The sequence below is a fragment of the Roseovarius sp. SK2 genome, assembly GCF_028807495.1.
Classification (GTDB): domain Bacteria; phylum Pseudomonadota; class Alphaproteobacteria; order Rhodobacterales; family Rhodobacteraceae; genus Roseovarius; species Roseovarius confluentis.
The window spans coordinates 345,853-367,365 of sequence record NZ_JARAMK010000004.1 but is presented as its reverse complement, the minus strand read 5'-3'; the positions used below and the strand labels follow the sequence as shown (position 1 = coordinate 367,365).

Below are 21,513 nucleotides of genomic sequence, written 5' to 3'. Positions count from 1 at the left end.
CTTTTTCCGATCCGGCATATGCTGGTTTTTCTGGGCACTCACAGTGGCTTCGGTTTACCTGGCGATCAGGCGAGGTTCGAGGTGACGTCGGATGACTCCTCTTTATGAATTGACGTTAACGAGTATCGGGGCTCCGCTCGACTCGGAATCCAGTGCTATGGAGGTTGGTCTGCGCAAGTAGAGAAGCGCAGCGTCGAGATGCTGAACACTTGTATCTTCCCGGGTCACTCCCGAATGAGGCGAAAATCTAATTCAAGTCTGCATTCCCATACGCACTGTGGACAGATGTTCCGAGAGCAGCTTGCTTGCGAGTTCCGCGTCGCGGGCTACTAGTGCCGTTGCAATGTTCTCGTGTTCTTTCTGAAAGTTTCCCCAAGCAACCGGGTTAAATCGTTGCTCTTTTATCCGTTTCCAGGCGCTGCCCTTCCTTGCGCGACTTAGGAAACGACCGACATCTTTGATCACTGCGTTGCCGGTGGCCTCGTGGAGCAAGAAATGGAAGCGGCTATCGAAGAACTCCGCGTCGCGCCAGCCAGCAACTAAACGGCCTTCAAGGGCAAATTTCTCGAGTGTGCTCAATTCGGTGTCCGACGCATGCATCACGATGAGGGCTGGAAGAGTAGGTTCGAAAAGCGTTCTGGCAGCAAGAATCTCCGCTGGAGAAATCGCAGCCGGATCGACCCAAGAGGGAGTATCCGTGCCCGTATCTATTACAAAAGTCCCGCGTCCAACATGTCGGATCAATCTCCCTTCATGAACGAGCTTGTCCAGCGCGGCCCGTACGCTGGATCGCGACAGACCCGTAGCATTGGCGAGCTCCCTCTCGTTCGGAATTTGAGTTCCTAATCCGAGTGCACCGGACGCAATTGCATTTCGGAGCATTTCCAAAAGCTCCGCTTTATCGGCAAAGACTTGGCCGTCGACGAGATCTCTTACATCAACCGGCTCAAGTTTCAAAAATTTACTTTTTGGTCGGTCCAATTTGCGCCAATTCCTTCAGCTTCTTTTTCAGTATAATAAAAATCCCCATAAAAATAGAAAAATTTATCTTTTCAGTTCGACTGAGTAGTGGCAGGGTGAGTAGTATTGGTCGGTCCTTTTGAGTGACTGTCATCCAGAAAAGGGAAAAGACATGCTTAACTCTTCCGTTACCCGCCGAAACTTTCTCGGCTCTACAGCTGCCATTGGTCTTGCATCCGCTTTCCCGCAGCGCGCTTTTGCCGCAAATCAAGAGCTGGTGTTTGCGACCTGGGGTGGCTCGTGGGCAGATGCCATGCGAGACGCGTGGTTCGATCCCTTTGAAGAGGCTACCGGCATTGCTATTCGCACGGTGAGCGGAAATGACTACGGTCGCATCGAAGCAATGGTGCAGGCGGGACGAACCGAATGGGATCTTGTGGAAGTTCTGCCGGATTTCTATCCATTAGCACGCGACAATCAGTTGCTTGAACCCGTTGATTATGACGTGGTCGACCGATCCGGTCTTCTTCGCGATGATTTGGCGAATGAGTTGTTAATCCCGCAGGTGTTGTTTTCCTACGTTCTTGCCTACAATAAAGATCAGGGATCGGTTCCGTCCACTTGGGCTGAGGTTTGGGATGTTGAAGCCTATCCTGGCATGCGTGCCTTCCAGGCGGAGGCAAATGCAGGTGTGCTTGAAGCGGCTCTTCTGGCTGATGGCGTTCCGGCGGAGAATTTGTATCCGCTCGATGTTGATCGTGCGCTGGACAAGATGGAAGAAATACGCTCGAACCTGCTATTCTACGAGACCAATGCGCAAGGCGAGCAATACATGTCCAGCGGGCAGGCTGCGCTTGGATTGATTCCAGATGGTCGAGCATTGAATATCATGAATGCCGGAGCGCCTGTGGATATCCAGTACGAACTGAGTTTCCTCACGTGGTCCGCCATGGGGGTTCTGAAGGGAGCGCCCAACAAAGAAGCTGCCATGAAGTTCCTTGCCTACTCGCTAACGCCGGAGGCACAGGCAGCTATAGCCATGGCTTATACATACGGTCCAGTCGTGCCCGCGGCCTTCGATGACATTCCCGAGGAGCGTTCAAATATCCTGTCTGGTGGGCCGCAGATGGAAGGCAAGGCGGTGCTGATGGATGCGCTTTGGTGGGGTGACAACTACGAGCAGGCGTCAGAGAAGCTTACGACTTGGATGCTCGGGTGATACGCGCAGTCCAAGTTAAGATCGCAAATGTCGGTGGGATTCTATTGATCCTGCCGGCAGCGATTTTGCTGCTAATTCTTTTCGTGTGGCCAATTGCGGAGCTTGTCCTGCGCAGTTTCGAAGGCGATGACGGCGCACTGACCCACTACCAGCGCATCCTGGAGGTTCCGACTTATCTCAGGGTGTTGGGACGAACTTTGTTCCTTAGCGCTATGACGGCGTTTCTGTGCCTGCTGATTGGGTACCCGCTCGCCTATCGCCTGGTGCGTGCCAGTCGTCTCGGCACTGCGATCCTGTTGTTCTGTATCCTTACTCCCTTTTGGACCAACCTTCTGGTGCGTACCTATGGATGGTTGCTCGTTTTGAACCCACAGGGCGTGATCAACAGTGTCCTCATGGACGCGGGACTCGTGAGCCAGCCGCTCGCATTGGTCTACAATACGACAGGCGTTCTTATCGGAATGACCCAAATTATGCTGCCTTACATGGTGCTGCCATTGGCCGCCGTGATGAGCCGACTTGATCCAGCCATCCCCAACGCAGCGCGGAGTCTGGGAGCCAGCTGGTGGCGAGCCTTCTGGTTGATCTATGCCCCGCTCACACTTCCGGGCGTTACAGCGGGGCTTATTCTCGTCTTCATGATCAGCTTAGGGTTCTTTGTTATTCCGGCAATTCTTGGAGCTTCGCGCGAAATCCTGTTGTCACAGCTGATTGAATACAACATCAATCGTGTTCTGAATTGGGGGTTTGCGGCGGCGCTTTCGACATTGCTTCTCGTCGCGACACTGGCAATCTACTGGATTGGCAGCCGCTGGTTTAATCTTGGACGCGTGTGGAGTGTAGAATGAAAGGCCCACACGTGCGCGATGCGATCTTGTCGGTGTTGGTCGTAGCGGCCTGCTTTTTTCTGATGTTGCCTACACTTGCAATCGTGCCGGTTTCTTTCACCTCGACCGAGTTCATTACCTTTCCGCCCGTAGGATTCAGCTTGCGGTGGTATGAAGCATTCTTTTCAGATCCGACTTGGAGGGGCGCAGCATTTACAAGCCTTGTGGTTGGCTTGGCTTCCACGCTTCTGGCGACTACCGCGGGAACGCTCGCTGCGGTCGGGATGGCTCGTCTGAGTCGCCGGTTCGCGGGAGCAGTTCAAACAATGTTTATTCTGCCACTGGTGATACCCACGATTATCACGGCCGTCGCGGTCTATGACAGCTTTTCGAAGATCGGAGTTGTCGGGACAGTTCCCGGCCTTGTTCTGGCACATACAATTCTGGCCTTGCCATTTGTCGTCATCAATGTGTCGGCCATCATGCAGAAGGTGGACTGGCGGATCGTCGACGCCGCTCGCTCTTTGGGCGCGACCCCCTCTCGTGCGTTCTTTCTGGTTACGCTTCCAGCCATCCGACCAGGCGTGTTTGCCGGGGCCGCTTTCGCATTTCTTACAAGTTTCGACGAGGTGGTCGTGGCGCTTTTCATCAGTGGCATCGATGCCGTGACACTTCCCGTAAAGATGTGGAGCGGAATTCGATTTGAGATCAGTCCAACAGTAGCTGCGGTTTCATGCCTTCTTACGCTTCTGTCTTTACTGTTCGTGACTGTCTACGCGCTGAGTAAAAGGAGATAATAGTGTCACTACAGCATATTACCGAAGAAGAATTCCAGTCGCGCCGCCGCAAGGCTTGCGAGGCCGCTAAAGCAAACAATCTTAAAGGGCTCCTTGTTTGCTCGCGCGGGGGCGGGACGCTGGACAGGTATGCTGATGTTCTCTACCTGGCAAATTTCTACACGCCCTTTCCTTATATTCCTGAGTTGCCGGGACATTGGAGCGGTCGCGCACATGCCTATCTCTTGCTCCCTGTCGAAGGTGAGCCGATCTTGATCGCCGACATCGCAACGCCGCCAGATGTCAGCCTGCCGGCCGGGCAGATCCGAGTTGTAGCGGATGTTATAGACGCAGTGGCGGAAGCTGTGCGGGAGATTGGTTTGGACCGGTCGCAGCTGGGTCTTGTCGGCGCGGACGTTCTGCCGGTCTCAAGCCACGAGAGGCTATGTGAAATGCTGCCTTCAATTGCTTTTGAAGACTCGCAAGCCCTGCTCGACCGGCTACGTGCTGTCAAGTCAACCGCCGAGATCAATAATCTTGAACAGGCGTCATTTGTTGGTTCTCGGACCCTAGACGCAATGATGGAGGCGGCCACGCCAGGCAAACTGCATGGCGAAGTCGTGGCAAGCGGTATGCAGGTTCTGATGCCTCGTTCGGGAATGCTTTACAACAGTTTCATGTCTTCGGGTAAAGGAGGCAGCTCGCCAAAGAAAGTAGGAACAGCCTTCCCAACTTGGGGGGCGCGTGACCCTTTGGAAGAGGGTGACTGGTTCAAAGTGGGCCTGTCAGGTGCCGTGGAAGGCTATGTGTTCGATCTTGCTCGCTCGAGATCGATTGGTAAGCCGCAGGACGAACAAACCCAGCTATTTGAGGCCGCCATCGAGGTTGTCGAGGCCTCTATCTCCGCGATACGCCCGGGTGTCACGGCCCATGATGTTGCCAGCGCCGGGCTCTCAGCGCAGGAAACGATGGGGTATGAAATAAAAAGTAACTTTTCCGGAATGGGTCATGGTATCGGCCTCGGTTGGGACGCACCCTGGCTGACTGTCGGAAATGAGCAGGAAATCGAAGAAAACATGGTTCTTTGCGTGGAACGTACGATCTACAGTCACGGATTCGTCGGAGATTTTGAAGAGACTGTCGTGGTCACCGAGGACGGTTCACGGAAGTTGACCGATGCCGTCATTCGTCGTTGGTAAAGAGGTTTCTATGACCAAGGAAAGCATCGGCTCATCGGTCCGTATCGAAAATTTGTGCAAACGTTTCGGCGATGTAGTCGCAGTCGACGACGTGTCACTCACAATTAATGCAGGGGAATTCGTAAGTTTGCTGGGCTCCAGCGGTTCGGGGAAAACGACAACGCTGATGATAGTGGCGGGGTTCGCGGTGGCGGACAAGGGTACGGTCCAGATTGCCAAGCGTCAAATTGACGGACTGTCACCGGAGGAACGTGGACTGGGCGTAGTGTTTCAGTCCTACGCTCTCTTTCCGCACATGAATGTGGCAGATAACATTGGCTTTCCGCTCAGAATGCGTGGAAAGACCAAGGAAGAGATTTCTCGCCGCGTAGGCGAAGCGTTGGAGATGGTCGAACTAGGCCATTTGGGAGCGCGAAAGGTAGACAAGCTTTCGGGAGGTCAACAGCAGCGCGTAGCCTTGGCTCGGGCGTTGGTCTTCGAGCCGCCGGTTTTGTTGCTGGACGAACCGTTGGGTGCGCTGGATCGAAAGCTGCGCGATCAGCTTCAGACTGAGATTAAACGCATTCAGGTGGAATTGGGCATTACCGTGCTCTACGTGACCCATGACCAAGAGGAAGCGCTGTCGATGTCGGATCGGATAGCGGTTATGTCTGAGGGCAGGATTGAACAGATCGGTAGCCCGGATGACGTTTACGAGGCGCCATGCAGCGTCTTCGTCGCCAGCTTTCTCGGCGAGTCAAATTTCTTCGATGTTGATGTTGATGTTGACGCTGGAGAGGCGTCGCTTTCGCTGCGCGCTAAAGAGGGCGGCATATTCCTGAAGGGGACCGGGGTGAAAAAGATGGAAGCATGTCAAGCAAAGGCCATGGTCCGGCCAGAGATGATTACGTTAGGCGAAGGTGCGCTAAACTGCGACAACTCTCTCGACGCAAGAGTAATACTGAGAGAACATCTCGGTTCGACTTTGCGCCTTACGCTACAAACCCCACTTGGGCAGATGACTGCAAAAAGCCAGCGAACTGGGCCTGCCGCTGAATTGCGACCCGGCGACCAGACGAAGGTCGGATGGAATGCGAAGGATTTCCGTGTCTTTCCCGAATGAACAACATAAACCAGACAGTCTTTGGCGCGCAAGCACGCGCCATGAGTCACTCGACTGCGCGGCGTTAAAAGGCGAGGCATCTGCGGATGCGGTGGTTATAGGCGGTGGTTTCTGCGGGCTTTCGACCGCACTGCATCTTGCGGAGGCGGGGTTAGATACGATTGTTCTTGAAGCCTACGAGACAGGACACGGCGCTAGCGGCAGAAACGGGGGACAGGTAAACCCTGGCTGTAAACTTTCCCGTTCGGCTTTGGAGAAGTTATTCGGGCCGGCGGGTGGGCGTTTTCATGCTCTTTGCGAAAGTGCGCCGGATTTTTTATCTGATTTAATCGACCGAAAACAGTTCGATTGCGGTTTCAAAAGACCTGGCACGCTACGACTCGCCCATTCGGAGCAGGCACTGCGTACGGTGGAACTTGCTGCGCGCGACCTAGAGGCCCAGGGGGTCAAGGTACGTGTGTTAGACCGTGTCGGTGCGGCTAAACTGCTGGGTAGCGATGCTTACTTGGGTGGTATGGTGGATCCTCGAGGCGGATCGTTGCATCCATTGGAACTCTGTCGCGAACTTGCCCGTGCAGCCGTAGTCGCGGGAGTAAAGCTGTATGAGCATAGCCCAGCTCTTGCTATGAAGCGAGAGGGTTGCAGATGGGTGGTTAGAACACCTTCCGGTAAGGTCTCGACCGATCAGGTCATTGTGGCAACGAACGCCTATACAGGCTCTCTGTCACCAAAGCTCTCTAGGAGTGTTCTTCCCGTCAACAGCTTCCAGGTAGCAACGGCGCCGCTCGCAATCGATGCGGCGTCTCGCATCCTTCCTGATGGACACGCTGCTTATGATAGCCGGCGCCTCGTGCTCTATTTCCGAAAAACCAAGGACCGTAGGCTAGTGCTGGGCGGACGGGCGTCATTCTCATCCAAGTCCGGTGAGAGTTCCAAGATCCCCGACTACAGCGTGCTAGAAAGGACGCTGCAGGACATCTTTCCCTTGATAGGGGGGATCCAGTTCGAAAAGCGATGGACAGGGCTGGTCTGTATCACGCCTGATTTCCTGCCGCACTATCATAACCCCGAGCCGGGGCTCCACATGGTGCTGGGGTTCAATGGTCGAGGGGTCGCCGTCTCTACGATGGCCGGTGCGTGGCTTGCCAGTAAGTTAGCCGGAAATCAGTTTGCGGAGTTTGAGATTCCCTCGACACCGATTCGCACAATCCCGTTTCACTTCCTTCGGGCACCCTTCCTAAACGCCGCAATGCAATGGGGTAGGTTAATGGATCGTCTGGGCATATAATCCACCGGCTCTAATCTCTTATCCACGAACAGTTGAATGTTCGTTAACTCAACCGAGTCAAATAGTTGGATCCAATTTGGACTGTCGGAACTGTCGTCTTTTACTAGTCAGTTTATAGATCCGGACGGGACCTAGATCCTCCATCCGCAAATAAATGTAGCTTTCGCAACGACTGACGTTCGACTGATTGCGTGAGCAATGAAGCGATTTTGGATGCACACGTGCAACCCAAGAAGCGGTAATCAATCCAACCACCAAGTTGGCAAGCCAAGATTAATATGGACAATGACGTGCATCAGTTTTTCCACTCCAAGAGCATTGAAAACGATATTTTAGCACTTTGGCGCGGGCTGCTATCCAAAAAAAATTGAGTGCTTTGCTAGTCGCACGACCGCGAACGACGCAGCACGGTGGAAAAGGAAAGACTGATGATCAGAACTGGTGAGGAGTACCGAGACTCCATACGCGGAAACCGCGAAGTCTACATCAACGGTGAAAAGGTCAAAGATGTAACCGAGCATCCTCAGTTCAAGCCGCTAGTCGATGTCCGTGCACGGATCTACGACATGCAGCATGAGGATGCCCACAAAGACGTGATGACCGTAACACAAGACGGTGAAGTCAACGCCTTGGGCAATGCGTTGCCGTACACTCAAGACGATTGGTGGGCCAAGAGGCGGGCGACTGACCACATGATGAATGAAGTTGGAGGTGTGGTTACTCGTGTCGGCGACGAAACTGTTGGTGAAATGTGGTCGCTGTACGACGGTCAGGACGTATTGAACGAGGTTGATCCCCAATTCTCCAAGAATATCGAGAAGCACATATTCCGAGTCCTAAAGGAGGACCCCTTTCACGTTTCTGCGAATACAGACCCCAAGGGTGACCGGTCCAAAGCACCACAAGACCAGGACCCGGACATGTTGCTGCATGTGGTCAAGGAGACTGACGAAGGTATCATCGTTCGCGGCGCGAAATACGAAACCGCGGCAGCTTATGCCAATCAGGCGTTCACGAAACCGACAATTGCCAACTGGGGCAACGCAGAAATGTCGGATTACGCGGTGGGTTTCATTTGTGATCTGAACTCTCCTAACCTCAAATTTATTTGTCGGACGGGTTTTGCAGGCCGCGCCGACAAGCGCGACTACCCTTTGGCAAACAAGTTCGACGAAGTCGATACCATCGTCATTTTCGACAACGTATTGATACCTTGGGAAAATGTACTGTTCTATCGCCATACGAAGGCTGCAACTTTTATCCGGGCAACCTTGCACCGCTACTCGGCATTCGCATTCGTACAGCGAAATCTGAAGGTCGCAGATATGATGATCGGCGCAGCGCTGTTCAACGCGCGGCAGACAGGGCTCGACAAGCAGCAGGCCGTACAGGAGAAGCTGGCAAAACTCGCCGTCTATCGTGAAGGCATCAATGCTCATCTGACTGCAGCAATCGCTCTAGGAGAAACATCACCTGCAGGTTTGATGATGCCGAACCAATCCTTGCTGTACACTGGCCGGGTGCACGCATGCAGCCAGCTTCATGAAATGATGCACATCGCCCGCGAACTTTGTGGCGGGCAGATTTGTGTAACACCCGACGTCGCTTCGTTCGAGGCGCCGGAAACGAAACCGTGGATGGAAAAGTACTACTCGATAAATGAGGAATGGGTCGCTGCCGACCGACGCAAGTTGCTGGCTTTTGCTCGCGACATGCTGAATTCAGACTATGCCGGCCATCGGCTTACCTTCCAACTATTCGCTCAGTCTCCGCCCTTCGCGCATCTGGCCGCGGTTTATCGTAATTTCGATTGGGATGGTCCGTTGGCTTTCGTCAAAGATGCTGCGGACCTATCCGACAACGTGACGGGAGGACAGAGGCTCTCTGCCGTAGACCCGGCCATTTCGAAATGGTTCGGAAACGATGTCAGTAAGCATGACTCCAAGGCTGCAGAGTGATTGCACCACGCTGCGGGATCCGAAAGTTCCGTAGCGATATATAATCCCATTACCTGCTGACCTTGCATGTCATGTAGGGCCAATTTCGAGGAAACTGTACATGATCCATCACCGTATCCGTCCTTTCAACACCAAGGACACTTATCCAGAGCAAACTCTGAACAATGATCTCAGCCAAGGTGTCGTGGCCCGAGGCACTACCGTATTTCTGCGCGGCCAGGTTTCACAGGACCTGGAAAGCCGGGAATGTCTTCACGTCGGCGACCCTGGCGCACAGACCGCAAAGACAATGCAGAACATCAAAATGCTGCTTGATGAGGCAGGCAGTTGCATGGATCACATCTGTCGCATCGTAGTCTATCTAACTGACATTCGATATCGCGAGGCCGTCTATCAGGAAATGGGTAAATGGTTGAAAGGTGTTCATCCTTGTTCGACGGGCATTGTGGTGCCCCAGCTTGCGCGTCCGGAATGGGTGGTCGAAATCGAGGTTACTGCAGTTATTCCAGACGAGGTGTGAGATGACTTTTTCCGTTACTGGACGCTGTGAACGTACCGGACAGGTTGGCGTCGCAATTACCACTTCGTCAATCGCTGTTGGAAGTCGCTGCCCTTGGGTGCGAGCCGGGACTGGAGCGGTTGCTACTCAAAACGTCACAATGCCATCAATCGGTAATGATGTGCTGGATCGGATCGCGGTAGGTGAGGGCGCGCAGTCTGCGCTTGACTCGATCATAGCCGAAGAAAGGTTTCCGGCCTATCGCCAGGTGGCGGTCGTCGATAAAAGCGGCGCAACCGCAGTTTTTACCGGTGACAATACGCTGGGCACGAACGCGGTGGCGCAGGGAAAGGGAGTGATCGCTGCTGGAAACCTGCTTTCGGATAAGAAGCTGCCACAGGTGATGGTGGATCGGTTTGAGGTCACTGGCGATTTGCCTTTGCCCGCAAGGCTGCTGGGCGCCTTGGAAGCCGGCTTGCACGAGGGCGGTGGCGAAGAAGGACCCGTAAGATCAGCCTGTTTGCTTGTCGCTGACCAAACCCCATGGCCATTGGTGGATCTGCGTGTCGATTGGTCTGACTCGTGCCCGATTTCAGAGCTACGTGATTTATGGAATGCATACGAACCACAAATGGCCGATTATATCAGCAGAGCGCTGAATCCGTCGGAAGCGCCAAGCTATGGGGTGCCTGGCGATCTTTAAAGTGAAATACTGCGGAATGGATGCTCTTCCGCTGATCACACGAAGGCGCGCACGACATTGTGCGCGCCTTTTTTGCATTTACCGCAGGCACGGTAGGATTGCTAAATGCTCGTGCGACGCATCACGGGTCAACTGTTGGGTGAAAGTACGTAGGCCAGACCACGAGGGCTCTCGTCGCTGCAGTGCGGAAGAGACAGATAAACGGACCTGTCGCTTAGCGCGCTGTCGAAGGGTGCCAAGGTAGTTTCGCGTTCGGCGCAGTCGACTCGCCACGACGTGTTCAAGGCAATGATGAAAATCTTGGAGTTGGCGGCGGCATCAAGTTGCGTGTCGCACGTAAGAATGCGTGTGTGCTCAACAAACCACTGATTTCGGTTGGTCATCATATTTACGACGCGTACAGGGCCACTGCGAGGTTTTCCGACCGGGGTCAGGGCCGTATCGAAGGTGAATGGTTGAAACGGCTCGAGCGACGTGGTTTCGTTATCGAATTCCAGATCCAACTCGGTTCCCTCAATAAGAATGATTGTCCGCTCAACACCGGGAAAACTAGAAAATCGACCTTCTGTTAGAATTGGTGCGCTACTGACGCGTACTTCAAAACTTTCACGAGTAGCCTTCTCGGGTAAGAGACAGATTTCGTCAGTCACGCCCGTACCGTTCTTCCATGGAAGGCGAATATAGTCCTCGGCACGGTAAGTGCAGATGCTCATTTCAATAATGCTCCGGTCTTGAAGTAAAATTTCATCGGGTATAGCAAGCTTCAGGTCGCCTTGCTCTTGATCTGGAAGAAGTACCGCGCCGCATTAGGCACCGGTCCCAAAGGCAAAACTTGGCCACTTGCAAAGATCTCGAGCTCGAGATCCATATTCGTGTTGGTCGACAAGAACATATCTGCTTTGAAGCGACCTGGTGCTGGCTGGCAGAGCATCTCATGCATCCGCAAGCGACCGTCGGCTTCGCGATATACTTCGATGATCCAAGTGCCGCCCAAAAGGTGCAAGGCTTCCTCGATATTCCCGGACCGGAGACAATCCCGGATCCTTGAGGAAGAAATTTGGCTGCCGTCACAAGAAAGTTTATTCGTCGTGCTGACGCTGAAATTGTGAAACTTGCCCAATTCTCGTAGAATTGAAACATCGCCTTCGCGCTTGCTCCCGAAACGAAAATCCGGGCCGGTGACAACGTGCGATACGCCCAAGCCATCAACCAGTACTTTCTCGACGAATTCCTCAGGTGTCTGCCCTGCGAATGCTGCGTCGAAGCGTGGTTGGTAGACAAAATCCACTCCGGCACCCATTAGGGTACGGGCCTTGCTCCGGGGCGTTACCAAACGGAAGGGTGTAGCCTCCGTACGAAAATAGCTGCGTGGGTGAGGTTCGCAAGACATCATACCGACAGGTCTTCCTCTAGAAAGACTGCGTGCTTTTCGCGCCAATGCCTGATGCCCTAGGTGGAAACCGTCAAAATTTCCCAGCATCATGGTACTTCCTCGCTCAGGGGCGCTATCTTCAAGTTTGCGGTCGAAAATTCGCGGACATGGAGTCCGAGACTGGTAGAGGCACGTAGCTTGGGACGATTGAGCCATGAGGTGTTCCTTGCTATCTCGGCGCGAGATCAAGGTAGAACGTTGCGAGAGTTCATGAAATTATGATTGCCATAACCAAAGGTTTAGTAATCCGTAGCCATTTCTCATGATGGATTGATGGAGCCGAGCTCCAATCCCGGTACATAAACCGCACGTCAAATTAAACGAGCAGCTGTGCTAAGAGAAATCACGAACGATGACTTGAATCATTGCGCAAGAAGAGATGTTGGCTCGTAAATTCTTACGCTTATTCGATCAACGAATTATCACTCACATCCTTGAGATGCGCGCGGCAAAGTGCAGCAAAACGCTCCGCTACTGGTGGCAGTTCCCCTCCACTGCGCTGAACCAGCGCGAGATGCGTGGCGCCTGCGGAAGACTGAAAGGGCCGACTTACAAGCCGCAAACCATCATAGCTCATCGCGGAAGCTGGTTGAGTTACCAACAGTGAGTATCCCAAACCGTGTGCAACCAATCCACGAACAACTTCGATAGAAGTAGACCGGTAAGCTATGTTGGGCGATACATCTTCGGACGCAAGCAGACCCGTGAAATAGTCGTGGCTTGGCTGTCCTTCCAGTAGCACCATGGGTTCTCCGGCCAATTCCTGGGGGAGAATTTCGTGCTGATCGGCCAGTGGATGGCCATCGGGAAGAAGCACATAAGGAGTAAGGCGAGTGACTGGGTCGGCACTGAAATCAGTCGGAATGTCAATGTCATACATCAAAGCCAAATCGCATTCTCCGGTGGAGAGTGCCTGACATAGCCGCCGTTGATCACCTTCGACCATTTGCAAACCCGCTCCAGGCATCTGTGAAATAATCGGAGGCACAACATAAGGCGCAACAGTGTGGAAACAGCCGAGCTTTAGAGTTTTACCGTTTCCGGTAAGCGCATGCTTGAGATTTCGAACACCTTCAATCTGTGTTGTTGTGCCATAAGCGCGCTTCGCATAAATCAACGGAGATCCATGTTCGGCGAGGGTCAAATCCTGGACCTCGCATAAGAAGATATGGTGCGTTCCCACTCTTTCGCTCGACACAAGGGTGCAGTCGAAAGCGACAAGTGGATCTGCGAGCCGAGGGGATCCAGAAGCGCAATCGACCCATTCGGCACATTCGAATTTGTCGCTTATTTCGTTTTTGAACCGGCCGGCGAATGCGTCTGAAATATGAGATTGGTCATCTCGAAGCACGTTCACGCAAAGGACACCGTTTTTGACGATCTTTTCTGCAGAAGGGCTTAGATGATGGACGCAGACGAGCAGCGTCGGTCGGTTTGAATCCGCCGAAACGGAAGCCATCGCCGAGACGGTTACGCCAGCCCGGCCTTCGGGACCATTCGTTGTAACAATATTTACCGTGCACGCTGCATGGCTCATTCCTTGCAGAAAGAGATTCCGCAAGCGGTCTGACGTTTCATTCATGATGCCTACTTCCAAGAATTGACCGGATTACCGTGCTATTATGGTGTATCAGGCGATTTCCCGAAAATTGGATTTCTTACAGCCTTGAGTCAGGAAATCATTGGAACGAAACCGCTGCCAATTCAGTATGGCTGCATCCCGGGAATATTGCCGGTTGTTATGCGTGATTTGCAGTACTCATGAAACGTTTGAACAACGCGTGTGGGCTTGACGTCTTTCAATGTCGCAAGTCCAATAACCATCGGCTCGAAGCTGCCGGTTAGGGGAATGTAGGAAAGCGGTTCTCCGGTCTCTGCATTATTGTTGATTGGGCGCGAGGTCATCAACGAGACGCCTATACCGGCGGCTACGTAGGATCGCAGCGTCGTCGAGTCCGTCACTTCTGAGATTACATGTGGTTGCAACCCCTCGCGATCAAAAAGCGAGAGGAAGTATTGACCGCTTAACGGTAAGTTCAGCAAAACGAAGGGTTCACTGGCGATGTCGGCGATTGTGACTTCATTTCGCTGTGCCAGTTCATGTTCCGCGGACACAAGCGCATAGGTCGGCAATTCCGCCAGCGGCGTGAACTCCATGTCGGAACTCAAATGTATCTTGTAGGTGAGTGCCGCATCGATCTGTGCCGCACGAAGGCCATTTAGCATGTCTTCTTCACTCCCAGTCACGACATTCATATCGACGTCGGGATAGCTTTCTTTAAAGCCACTCCAAAGCTCGGGAATGATTAGTGGAGCGAATGTTTTGAATGAGCCTACATTAAGACTTCCGGACATTATCGAATTGCTTTCGTTGGCAACCTCATAAAGCTCGTGCGCAGACTGTAGCGACTGTTTAGCCGCTTTCAAAAGTCGCTTGCCAGCGGGTGTCAGTGTAAGGCCTTGCGCATGATGTCGTATAAAGAGTTGTACGCCAAATTCCGTTTCCAGATGCGAGATTGCCGAGGAAACTGATGGCTGGGATATGTTCACGCGTTCAGCTGCCCGAGTGACACTACCTGTCTCGCCGGCGGCGATAAAATAATTAAGTTGTCGCAGCGTAAAGCGCATTTCTAACCCGCAATCTTCTGAAGCTAATGAAGATGATATCGTTGAATTGTTCGTAGGTCACGAGGCCTCAAGATGCTTGAATGCCAGCTGGCCTGCGTGGACGTGGGTCGTTTAAATTCTTGAGGCCTGGGTTTCTGAGTACAACCCCGTCAGGTCATGCTTAAGGGTTGACTATGGACTTTTCGTGTCTGGGGAGTTTTGCGGGTGACTTGGGCGTGCCCGCGATGTGAATGAGGCGCCTTCCCTGTCGGCCAAGTATCTGTTTGAACCTTCGCAAATTCCGCGCCCGTTCGTGCGGGCGCGGAAAACTTCAAGCTTTTGTCACTTCGACTCGCCCATTGTGACCCACTCGCCGTCCTTGACGGTTTTGATATCGATCACAATCGGAAGTTCGGTCTGACCGTTTTCGTCAAACGTCGTTGTGCCAAGGGCGCCTTCATGTGTCGTATCACGAATTGCTTTTGCCAGTGCAGCCTTATCTTCGATTCCAACTTCACGGATATTCTCCAGAAGGATGTTGGTCGCGTCAAAGGCGTACTTAGTGTACGGGCTGGTCTGCTCTTCGAAGCCCCGTGCATGGTAGTCAGACATCAGTTTTTCCAACTTCGGATTCGAAGCCGAAGCGGGATAGCTAACCATTGTGCCTTCAGCCGCCTCGCCCGCGATTGCGATGAAATCCGGGTCATAGAAACCAGATATCCCGATCATCGGAATTTCAAGGCCCAGTTCGACCATCTGTTTCCGCAGAATACCGGCCTCCGTGATCACGCCGCCGAAGTAGACAGCATCGGGCGTGTCGTTCTTGATACGGGTCAGCACGGCGCGGAAATCCGTAGTGCCGACAGGCAATAGGTCGTTGGATACGATTTCGCCACCATTGTCGGAGAAATACTGCTCAAAAGCGTTGGCATTGGCCGTGCCATAATCGCTGGTATCACCAATTACGGCGACCCTTTGAGCGCCCAAGTTATTTTTTGCCCATTCCGCGAGGGGTTCATTTTCGACCAAAAGGGTTGGCGTGACGCGCGTTATTTCCGCCAAGTTTTGATCAGTAATCTTAGGACTAATTGCACCCCAAACTATCATAGGCGTCTGAAAGCGGCTGAATACCGGTATAGTGGCGAGTGCTACAGGACTGTTCCAGTGTCCAGTAGCTGCCACCACTTGTGGATCATTGACAAGTTTCAGTGCCGCAGACACTCCTGTTTGCGGGTCTGATGCGTCATCAAGCACCACACCCTCCACTTGATAGGGATAGCCTGCCTCGTTAGCCTGTTTGATTGCGAGCAGGAAGCCGTTCTTGGCGCCAAGGCCTTGTGCAGCGTTGCCACCGCTCAACGGACCGATGAAACCGAGCTTTATTGTCGGCGTTTCCTGTGACCAGGCAGGGGCGGCAAGCGCAGTGCAAGCGGCAATTGCTGCGGCAACCAAACCTCTGCGGTTTATTTTGATCGAGTTCATTTGATGGTCCTTCGATGATGTATTAGATTGATCTGCAGCGAGGTCAGACACGAATTTCGTGTCTTTGCCCGCATCCTCTTGCTTTTTTCCGGCAAGAGCGCCCAGTCACCGTGCATGCATGCTGTGAGCTGGGGAAAGAAGGATTTCCTGAAGGACTGGTTCGTAAACGCTTATGCGGTTTGAGAGCGTTTGTACTTGGAAGATGCAGTGCATTCCCATTATCCGTTGCGGTTGAAAACTGCGCCGGAAAGGGAAGTATATGGACCCGATACTTGCACAACACATCATGAACTGGCTGATGCTGGGCTCGCTTTATACGCTGGTGGCGCTGGGATTTAGCCTACTGTTTGGCGTACTAAATGTGATCCACTTCTCACATGGAGATGTCTCCATCGTGGCGCCATTCGTGGCTTTGGCTTCGGTTCAGGTTTTGAGTGCTTGGCTCGGGCCAAGTGCGGGGGCTTTGGGATGGTTTTTGGCGCTTGGTCTCGCGATCATTGCGACAGGATTATTGGGCATTCTGCTCGACTGGCTGATAATTAGGCGCTTTCGAAATTCGCCAGCCATGATGGCACTGGTAGCTACAGTGGCGCTCGGCAGTGTGTTGCGCGAGCTCATTCGCACGCTTTATCCACAGGGTAGCAATCCAAAACCGTTTCCCCTAATTGCTGAAGGTAAAATCGCAGTTGGCGGTTTTGAAGTATCGACATTTGGTGCGGTGGTTCTTGGGGCTACGATCTTCTTGGTCACCCTGCTATACGTGCTGCTGCACCACACGCAGACCGGAATGAGAATAAGAGCGGTTGCAGAAGATCGCGACACCGCTCGTTTGATGTCTGTTAATCCCAACCGGGTTTTTGCGGCGACTTTTTTCATCGCCTCGGCAATTGGCGCTGTGGGGGGGATGCTGTACGGCAGCTATGCTGGGGTGGTTCGCTTCGATTTTGGTATTCAGCTGGGACTGATCGGTTTCTCGGCGGCGGTACTCGGTGGACTAGGCTCGATGCCAGGTGCGATTCTCGGCAGTTTGCTGATTGCTGGAATCGATGTGATGGCACAGGTCATGTTGGCTGACGGTGCAGCATACCGTCTCGTATTCGTTTTCCTCTTGGTTATCGCCGTTTTGATACTGAAACCCTCGGGTATGTTTGGCAAGCCCGTCATCGAGAAAGTGTAAGCTCATGAGCCTTGTGACTGACGCTACCACCGGACGCCGAATTCACCATTCCTTGTCGAGCCTTATGACTGTCATTGCCTTGATACTTGGCGGGGCGGCAATGCTGGGCGGTATCATCTTGGCCGGGACCACGTTGCAAACTCTTGCTTTGCTAGTGCTGCTCGGGCTTGGTTTTGTACTATTGCAACTGCGTCCACAGATCGAGGAGTATATTGTTGCCGCTTTCGAAGCTCATCGCCGCCTTGGCCTGACTCTTGGCATCGTGGTTGTACTGCTGTTCCCGTTATTTATGGGTGGAAGCAGCTATGCCCTGCATCTACTGATTATTGCGCAGCTTTATTCGGTACTGGCGTTGGCTCTGAACTTTCAACTTGGCAGCGCAAATATCCCGAATTTCGCAACTGGCGCGTCCTACGGCATCGGGGCCTATACGTCCGCACTCCTGGCGATCAACTTCGGAATATCCTTTTGGTTGACCCTTCCGATAGCCGCAGTCGTCGCGACGATGTTTGGCTTTTTGCTAGGATTTCCATCGATGCGGACTCGTGAGAGTTATTTGGCCCTGGTGACTATCGCCTTTGGCATCGTCATTCACCAATTGCTCAACAATTTCGATTGGACCGGCGGTCCGAACGGCCTCGTGGGTATCCCAGCGCCCAGTCTCTTCGGACATTCCTTCATGTCGCCGATAAAGATTCTTGGGTTCCAGTTGCCCAGTCAGGCGAATTTCTACTACATCTCCGCGGCACTGGTCGGCCTGTCGATCCTTTCGGCCAAATGGTTGCATGACAGCCGGGTAGGGCTGGCATGGAACGCGCTGCGGAGTGACGAAATCGCGGCGCGCTGCCAGGGGATAAACGTGGTCTGGTACAAGATGCTGGCGTTCGGCGTCGATGCCTTCCTGGCGGCGTTTGCAGGTACAATCTACGCATTCTACGTCAGCTACATCTCTCCTGATAACTTCACGTTCATCGTATCCGTGACAATCATGACGATGGTTATCGTCGGCGGCATGGACAATACGCTGGGCGTCATCGTCGGTGCGTTCCTGTTGACGCTTCTTCCCGAAAAACTGCGGATATTCGACGACTACCGGCTTCTCTTTGTGGGCGTCGTCGTAATTGCCTTCCTTATTCTGCGTCCTCAGGGCCTGTTTCCTCAACGTGCCCGCAGCTACGGAGAGAATAAATGACCACCCCAGTTCTCGAAACTCGCGATTTGTCTATCCGTTTTGGCGGTCTGGTCGCAGTCGATAAAGTCTGCTTGACTGTAAAGCATTCGGAGATCCTTGGGATTATCGGTCCCAACGGAGCCGGAAAGTCAACGCTTCTGAACCTTATTTCCGGGATCTACAAGGCGACAGAAGGTGACGTCTTGCTGAATGGTCAAAGCATCGTGGGACAGCCTGCTCATCGGATTGTGGAGCAGGGTATTGCGCGCACCTTTCAGTCGAGCCGATTATTCAACGACCTTACGGTTCTGGATAATGTCATTATAGGGATGCATACGCGGACAAATACCGGCGTACTGGAAGCACTCTTGTTGCGCGGCCGTGCGCGCCGCAAACTCGGTGAAGCAGCAGAAAGAGCGGGAGCGCTACTAAAGGCTATTTCTAAAGATCTTTATGCGCGGCGAGGTTCGCTCGCAGGTGCCCTGCCACAGGCTGACCGGCGTCGCCTGGAAATCGCACGTGCCTTGGCCAGCGATCCCAAACTTATAATGCTGGATGAGCCATCTTCGGGAATGGATGACCGCGATACCGACGCGTTGATGGATGATGTGCGCCGTATCATGCAGGAACGCGAAGAGCTGTCCTTTCTCATCATCGAACACGACATGAGACTGGTTTCGGCTTTGCCGGACCGTGTGGTGGTAATCGACTACGGTCGAAAGATAGCCGACGGACAATTCGAAGAGATACGGCAGATGCCTGATGTGCAAGAAGCATATCTGGGACAAAAGGTGTGACATGCTAAGTTTATCCAACGTGAGTTCAAGCTACGGCGTGGTCCCGATGCTTCAGGACGTGTCCCTCGACGTGCGCGAGGGAGAGGTCGTGAGCCTTCTCGGCCCGAACGGCGCCGGAAAAAGCACAATGTTCAAGGTGATCACGGGTCTGCTGGCGACCGATGAAGGCAAGGTCACACTTGTCGGCGAGGATGTGCAAAGTCGCGGAACCGAGAAACTGGCATCTCTTGGGGTTGGTTTTGTCCCCGAAGGTCGGCGCTTGTTTCCGTCTCTTACCGTGAGGGAAAACCTCAAGTTGGGCTATGATGCTTCAGGCTGCAAGGAGCCCTTTGAACAGCGTCTGAGGGAGGTGGCGGAGCTCTTCCCGCGCATCCGGGAACGCTTGTCACAGCCTTCAGGTACCATGTCGGGTGGTGAGCAGGCCATGGTTGCACTTGCCCGCGCGTTGATCGGAGCGCCGAAGTTCGTGGTCATGGATGAACCCTCACTTGGGCTGTCGCCCAAGCTGATTGCCGAGTATTTTGAGATCGTGAAGCGGATTCGTGAAGAAGGTACCACCGTCCTTTTGATCGAGCAGAACGCTGAGACGGCTTTGTCGGTCTCCGACCGGGGCTATCTATTGGTACGCGGCCGGATAGTAGTTAGCGGCGCGAGCTCTGAGCTGATGGAAGACGACACCGTCCGGCACCTATATCTCTGAAGAATGGATTTCCCTGTACCGAAAGTATCCCACTTCCGCAACGGAAACCCGCGTTCAGTCGGCCCGCGCTGTCAAAATGCCATGCGCTTCATGCTATGTGCTGAACACATTCTGCCGGATGCTCTCGAGGAGGTGTATGTCAATACTGCTTTGCATCGACGCCCAGAGCTCCAAAAAGCATATTGCTTGGCGACAGGGTTCGTGCCACGTCATCGGCGGTGAGCGCGCCGGTTTCTACAGTTATCTCGGCGATGCTCCGGCCGGTTTCGCGCGCTTGCTTTGCAATCTTTGCGGCTCTTTCGTAACCGATATACGGCACCAAAGAAGTGACTGGGACCAAGCTGTTGGAAAGCAGTTCTTCGCAGCGTGCCGCGTCGGCTTCTATTCCGATCACACATCTATCAACCAGCACCTCAAAGGCGCGTGAAAGCATCCGCATGGATTGCATGACGTTGAAGATAAGCACTGGCTCCATCGCGTTGAGCTGTAATTGTCCTGCTTCGGCAGCCAGTGTCACGGTAAGGTCGTTGCCGATTACCTGATACGCAACCTGGTTGACCATCTCCGGTATCACGGGATTGACCTTTCCAGGCATTATCGATGAACCTGCCTGCACTGGTGGGAGATGTATCTCGCCCAATCCGGCGCGAGGTCCGCTGCTCAGAAGCCGCAAGTCATTGCATATCTTGGATATTTTGACGGCAATCCGCTTTAGTGCGCTGGAAAAGGTGACGAAAGCGCCCAAATCTGAACTTGCTTCGATCCGGTCCCTTGACTCAGTAAGGTTGAATCCAGAGATCTCAGAGAGATACTTCACTGCAAGAGATGCGTATCCTGGTGGCGTGTTAATACCAGTGCCTACAGCGGTCCCGCCCAAATTGACTTCGGTAAGTAAGCCCGACAGCTGTTTCAGGCGTTCGCTGTCTTCACCTACAGTTTCCGCGAAAGACGCAAATTCCATGCCCAGAGTGATTGGAACAGCATCCTGCAATTGAGTCCGGCCGACTTTCAGGATGTCACTGAAAGCACTGGCGCGGTCGGCGAAGGCACCTACCAGCCGATCCTGTTGTTTCAGCAAAGGTGCACTGGAAAGCAACGTGGCCAGCCGCATCGCCGTTGGGTAAACGTCGTTTGTTGATTGAGAGCGGTTAACGTGGTCGTTGGGATGCAGTCGATTATATTCGCCTTTTGCATGTCCTAGGCGCAATAGGGCGACGTTAGCAATAACTTCATTCGCGTTCATGTTGGTCGATGTGCCGGCGCCACCTTGGATCATATCGACGACGAAGTGGTCGTGATACCGGCCTGCAATGATGTCATCACACGCAGCGATGACTGCATCAGAAATTCCTTCCGAAAGTGTACCGAGTTCGCGATTTGCAAGTGCAGCTGCTTTCTTGACCATAGCCAATGCCACCACGAAATCCGGGAAGTGTGCCAATGGGACATTGGTTATCGGGAAATTGGCGAGAGCGCGTGTCGTATGAATTCCGTACAGAGCCTCGGATGGGACTTCCACTTCTCCGAGAGCATCCTGTTCTTGGCGGTAAGTTGTTGCAGTAGGGGGAGCGTTAAACATTTTTAGCTTTCGCAGTTTCACTCAACTAAAGCGGATC

Annotated in this window: 20 protein-coding genes; 13 read left to right on the top strand and 7 right to left on the bottom strand. The window is 53.3% G+C overall.

What is annotated here, in order from left to right; translation table 11 throughout:
* Positions 1-252: 252 nt before the first annotated feature.
* The gene (locus PVV74_RS11015) at positions 253-981 is read right to left on the bottom strand and encodes a FadR/GntR family transcriptional regulator (protein WP_274593211.1); all 729 of its coding nucleotides are present in this window, start codon (positions 979-981) and stop codon (positions 253-255) included.
* 151 nt (positions 982-1,132) lie between these two features.
* Here PVV74_RS11015 and PVV74_RS11010 point away from each other — a divergent pair, with 151 nt between their 5' ends.
* The 9 genes from PVV74_RS11010 to PVV74_RS10970 all read left to right on the top strand — a co-directional run bounded on the left by PVV74_RS11010 (position 1,133) and on the right by PVV74_RS10970 (position 10,531).
* Positions 1,133-2,179: an ABC transporter substrate-binding protein gene (locus tag PVV74_RS11010; RefSeq protein WP_274593210.1), complete on the top strand. Its 1,047-nt coding sequence runs from the start codon at positions 1,133-1,135 to the stop codon at positions 2,177-2,179.
* Positions 2,180-2,223: 44 nt separating this feature from the next.
* Complete coding sequence (locus PVV74_RS11005) at positions 2,224-3,027, top strand: ABC transporter permease (RefSeq protein WP_274593209.1); 804 nt, start codon at positions 2,224-2,226, stop codon at positions 3,025-3,027.
* Positions 3,024-3,803, top strand: coding sequence for an ABC transporter permease (locus PVV74_RS11000; RefSeq protein ID WP_274593208.1), 780 nt, complete (start codon positions 3,024-3,026; stop codon positions 3,801-3,803). The genes PVV74_RS11005 and PVV74_RS11000 overlap by 4 nt, the downstream gene beginning before the upstream one ends.
* Positions 3,804-3,805: 2 nt before the next feature.
* Positions 3,806-4,981 carry a M24 family metallopeptidase gene (locus PVV74_RS10995; protein WP_274593207.1) on the top strand — a complete coding sequence of 392 codons (1,176 nt, stop codon included), beginning with the start codon at positions 3,806-3,808 and terminating at the stop codon, positions 4,979-4,981.
* On the top strand, positions 4,959-6,083 hold the full coding sequence (locus PVV74_RS10990) for an ABC transporter ATP-binding protein (RefSeq protein ID WP_274593206.1): 1,125 nt from the start codon (positions 4,959-4,961) through the stop codon (positions 6,081-6,083). Before PVV74_RS10995 ends, PVV74_RS10990 begins: the two co-directional genes overlap by 23 nt.
* Positions 6,067-7,371: an NAD(P)/FAD-dependent oxidoreductase gene (locus PVV74_RS10985; protein ID WP_274593205.1), complete on the top strand. Its 1,305-nt coding sequence runs from the start codon at positions 6,067-6,069 to the stop codon at positions 7,369-7,371. The genes PVV74_RS10990 and PVV74_RS10985 overlap by 17 nt, the downstream gene beginning before the upstream one ends.
* Positions 7,372-7,799: 428 nt before the next feature.
* Positions 7,800-9,329 carry a 4-hydroxyphenylacetate 3-hydroxylase family protein gene (locus PVV74_RS10980; RefSeq protein WP_274593204.1) on the top strand — a complete coding sequence of 510 codons (1,530 nt, stop codon included), beginning with the start codon at positions 7,800-7,802 and terminating at the stop codon, positions 9,327-9,329.
* Between the two features lie 100 nt (positions 9,330-9,429).
* Complete coding sequence (locus tag PVV74_RS10975; protein WP_274593203.1) at positions 9,430-9,849, top strand: RidA family protein; 420 nt, start codon at positions 9,430-9,432, stop codon at positions 9,847-9,849.
* A 1-nt stretch (position 9,850) separates the two neighbouring features.
* Positions 9,851-10,531: a DUF1028 domain-containing protein gene (locus PVV74_RS10970; protein WP_274593202.1), complete on the top strand. Its 681-nt coding sequence runs from the start codon at positions 9,851-9,853 to the stop codon at positions 10,529-10,531.
* 128 nt (positions 10,532-10,659) lie between these two features.
* On the opposite strand, the gene PVV74_RS10965 is transcribed toward PVV74_RS10970, so the two are convergent.
* The 5 genes from PVV74_RS10965 to PVV74_RS10945 form a co-directional block, all read right to left on the bottom strand.
* Positions 10,660-11,244, bottom strand: coding sequence for a HutD family protein (locus tag PVV74_RS10965; protein WP_274593201.1), 585 nt, complete (start codon positions 11,242-11,244; stop codon positions 10,660-10,662).
* Positions 11,245-11,294: 50 nt separating this feature from the next.
* Positions 11,295-12,119 carry a hypothetical protein gene (locus PVV74_RS10960; protein WP_274593200.1) on the bottom strand — a complete coding sequence of 275 codons (825 nt, stop codon included), beginning with the start codon at positions 12,117-12,119 and terminating at the stop codon, positions 11,295-11,297.
* Between the two features lie 247 nt (positions 12,120-12,366).
* On the bottom strand, positions 12,367-13,545 hold the full coding sequence (locus PVV74_RS10955) for a LysR substrate-binding domain-containing protein (RefSeq protein WP_274593199.1): 1,179 nt from the start codon (positions 13,543-13,545) through the stop codon (positions 12,367-12,369).
* Positions 13,546-13,667: 122 nt separating this feature from the next.
* On the bottom strand, positions 13,668-14,591 hold the full coding sequence (locus PVV74_RS10950; protein ID WP_274593198.1) for a LysR family transcriptional regulator: 924 nt from the start codon (positions 14,589-14,591) through the stop codon (positions 13,668-13,670).
* Between the two features lie 321 nt (positions 14,592-14,912).
* Positions 14,913-16,052 (bottom strand): branched-chain amino acid ABC transporter substrate-binding protein, encoded by a 1,140-nt coding sequence (locus tag PVV74_RS10945; protein WP_274593197.1) that lies wholly within the window; start codon positions 16,050-16,052, stop codon positions 14,913-14,915.
* Between the two features lie 259 nt (positions 16,053-16,311).
* Here PVV74_RS10945 and PVV74_RS10940 point away from each other — a divergent pair, with 259 nt between their 5' ends.
* Genes PVV74_RS10940 through PVV74_RS10925 form a run of 4 tightly spaced genes read left to right on the top strand, consistent with a single transcriptional unit; the run spans position 16,312 to position 19,897 of the window.
* Positions 16,312-17,229 carry a branched-chain amino acid ABC transporter permease gene (locus tag PVV74_RS10940; RefSeq protein ID WP_274593196.1) on the top strand — a complete coding sequence of 306 codons (918 nt, stop codon included), beginning with the start codon at positions 16,312-16,314 and terminating at the stop codon, positions 17,227-17,229.
* A gap of 4 nt (positions 17,230-17,233) precedes the next feature.
* Positions 17,234-18,421 carry a branched-chain amino acid ABC transporter permease gene (locus tag PVV74_RS10935; protein ID WP_274593195.1) on the top strand — a complete coding sequence of 396 codons (1,188 nt, stop codon included), beginning with the start codon at positions 17,234-17,236 and terminating at the stop codon, positions 18,419-18,421.
* On the top strand, positions 18,418-19,197 hold the full coding sequence (locus tag PVV74_RS10930) for an ABC transporter ATP-binding protein (RefSeq protein WP_274593194.1): 780 nt from the start codon (positions 18,418-18,420) through the stop codon (positions 19,195-19,197). Before PVV74_RS10935 ends, PVV74_RS10930 begins: the two co-directional genes overlap by 4 nt.
* A gap of 46 nt (positions 19,198-19,243) precedes the next feature.
* On the top strand, positions 19,244-19,897 hold the full coding sequence (locus PVV74_RS10925; protein ID WP_274593193.1) for an ABC transporter ATP-binding protein: 654 nt from the start codon (positions 19,244-19,246) through the stop codon (positions 19,895-19,897).
* A 139-nt stretch (positions 19,898-20,036) separates the two neighbouring features.
* Here the strand turns inward: PVV74_RS10925 and PVV74_RS10920 are convergent, their stop codons facing one another.
* The gene (locus PVV74_RS10920; RefSeq protein ID WP_274593192.1) at positions 20,037-21,497 is read right to left on the bottom strand and encodes an aspartate ammonia-lyase; all 1,461 of its coding nucleotides are present in this window, start codon (positions 21,495-21,497) and stop codon (positions 20,037-20,039) included.
* Positions 21,498-21,513 lie beyond the last annotated feature (16 nt).

What these genes read in the sequence shown, in the direction of transcription:
- PVV74_RS11010 (WP_274593210.1), top strand. Translation starts at nt 1,133, where the DNA reads ATGCTTAACTCTTCCGTTACCCGCCGAAACTTTCTCGGCTCTACAGCT.
- PVV74_RS11000 (WP_274593208.1), top strand. Translation starts at nt 3,024, where the DNA reads ATGAAAGGCCCACACGTGCGCGATGCGATCTTGTCGGTGTTGGTCGTA.
- PVV74_RS10990 (WP_274593206.1), top strand. Translation starts at nt 4,959, where the DNA reads ATGCCGTCATTCGTCGTTGGTAAAGAGGTTTCTATGACCAAGGAAAGC.
- PVV74_RS10980 (WP_274593204.1), top strand. Translation starts at nt 7,800, where the DNA reads ATGATCAGAACTGGTGAGGAGTACCGAGACTCCATACGCGGAAACCGC.
- PVV74_RS10975 (WP_274593203.1), top strand. Translation starts at nt 9,430, where the DNA reads ATGATCCATCACCGTATCCGTCCTTTCAACACCAAGGACACTTATCCA.
- PVV74_RS10970 (WP_274593202.1), top strand. Translation starts at nt 9,851, where the DNA reads ATGACTTTTTCCGTTACTGGACGCTGTGAACGTACCGGACAGGTTGGC.
- PVV74_RS10965 (WP_274593201.1), bottom strand. Translation starts at nt 11,244, where the DNA reads ATGAGCATCTGCACTTACCGTGCCGAGGACTATATTCGCCTTCCATGG.
- PVV74_RS10960 (WP_274593200.1), bottom strand. Translation starts at nt 12,119, where the DNA reads ATGGCTCAATCGTCCCAAGCTACGTGCCTCTACCAGTCTCGGACTCCA.
- PVV74_RS10955 (WP_274593199.1), bottom strand. Translation starts at nt 13,545, where the DNA reads ATGAATGAAACGTCAGACCGCTTGCGGAATCTCTTTCTGCAAGGAATG.
- PVV74_RS10950 (WP_274593198.1), bottom strand. Translation starts at nt 14,591, where the DNA reads ATGCGCTTTACGCTGCGACAACTTAATTATTTTATCGCCGCCGGCGAG.
- PVV74_RS10945 (WP_274593197.1), bottom strand. Translation starts at nt 16,052, where the DNA reads ATGAACTCGATCAAAATAAACCGCAGAGGTTTGGTTGCCGCAGCAATT.
- PVV74_RS10940 (WP_274593196.1), top strand. Translation starts at nt 16,312, where the DNA reads ATGGACCCGATACTTGCACAACACATCATGAACTGGCTGATGCTGGGC.
- PVV74_RS10935 (WP_274593195.1), top strand. Translation starts at nt 17,234, where the DNA reads ATGAGCCTTGTGACTGACGCTACCACCGGACGCCGAATTCACCATTCC.
- PVV74_RS10930 (WP_274593194.1), top strand. Translation starts at nt 18,418, where the DNA reads ATGACCACCCCAGTTCTCGAAACTCGCGATTTGTCTATCCGTTTTGGC.
- PVV74_RS10925 (WP_274593193.1), top strand. Translation starts at nt 19,244, where the DNA reads ATGCTTCAGGACGTGTCCCTCGACGTGCGCGAGGGAGAGGTCGTGAGC.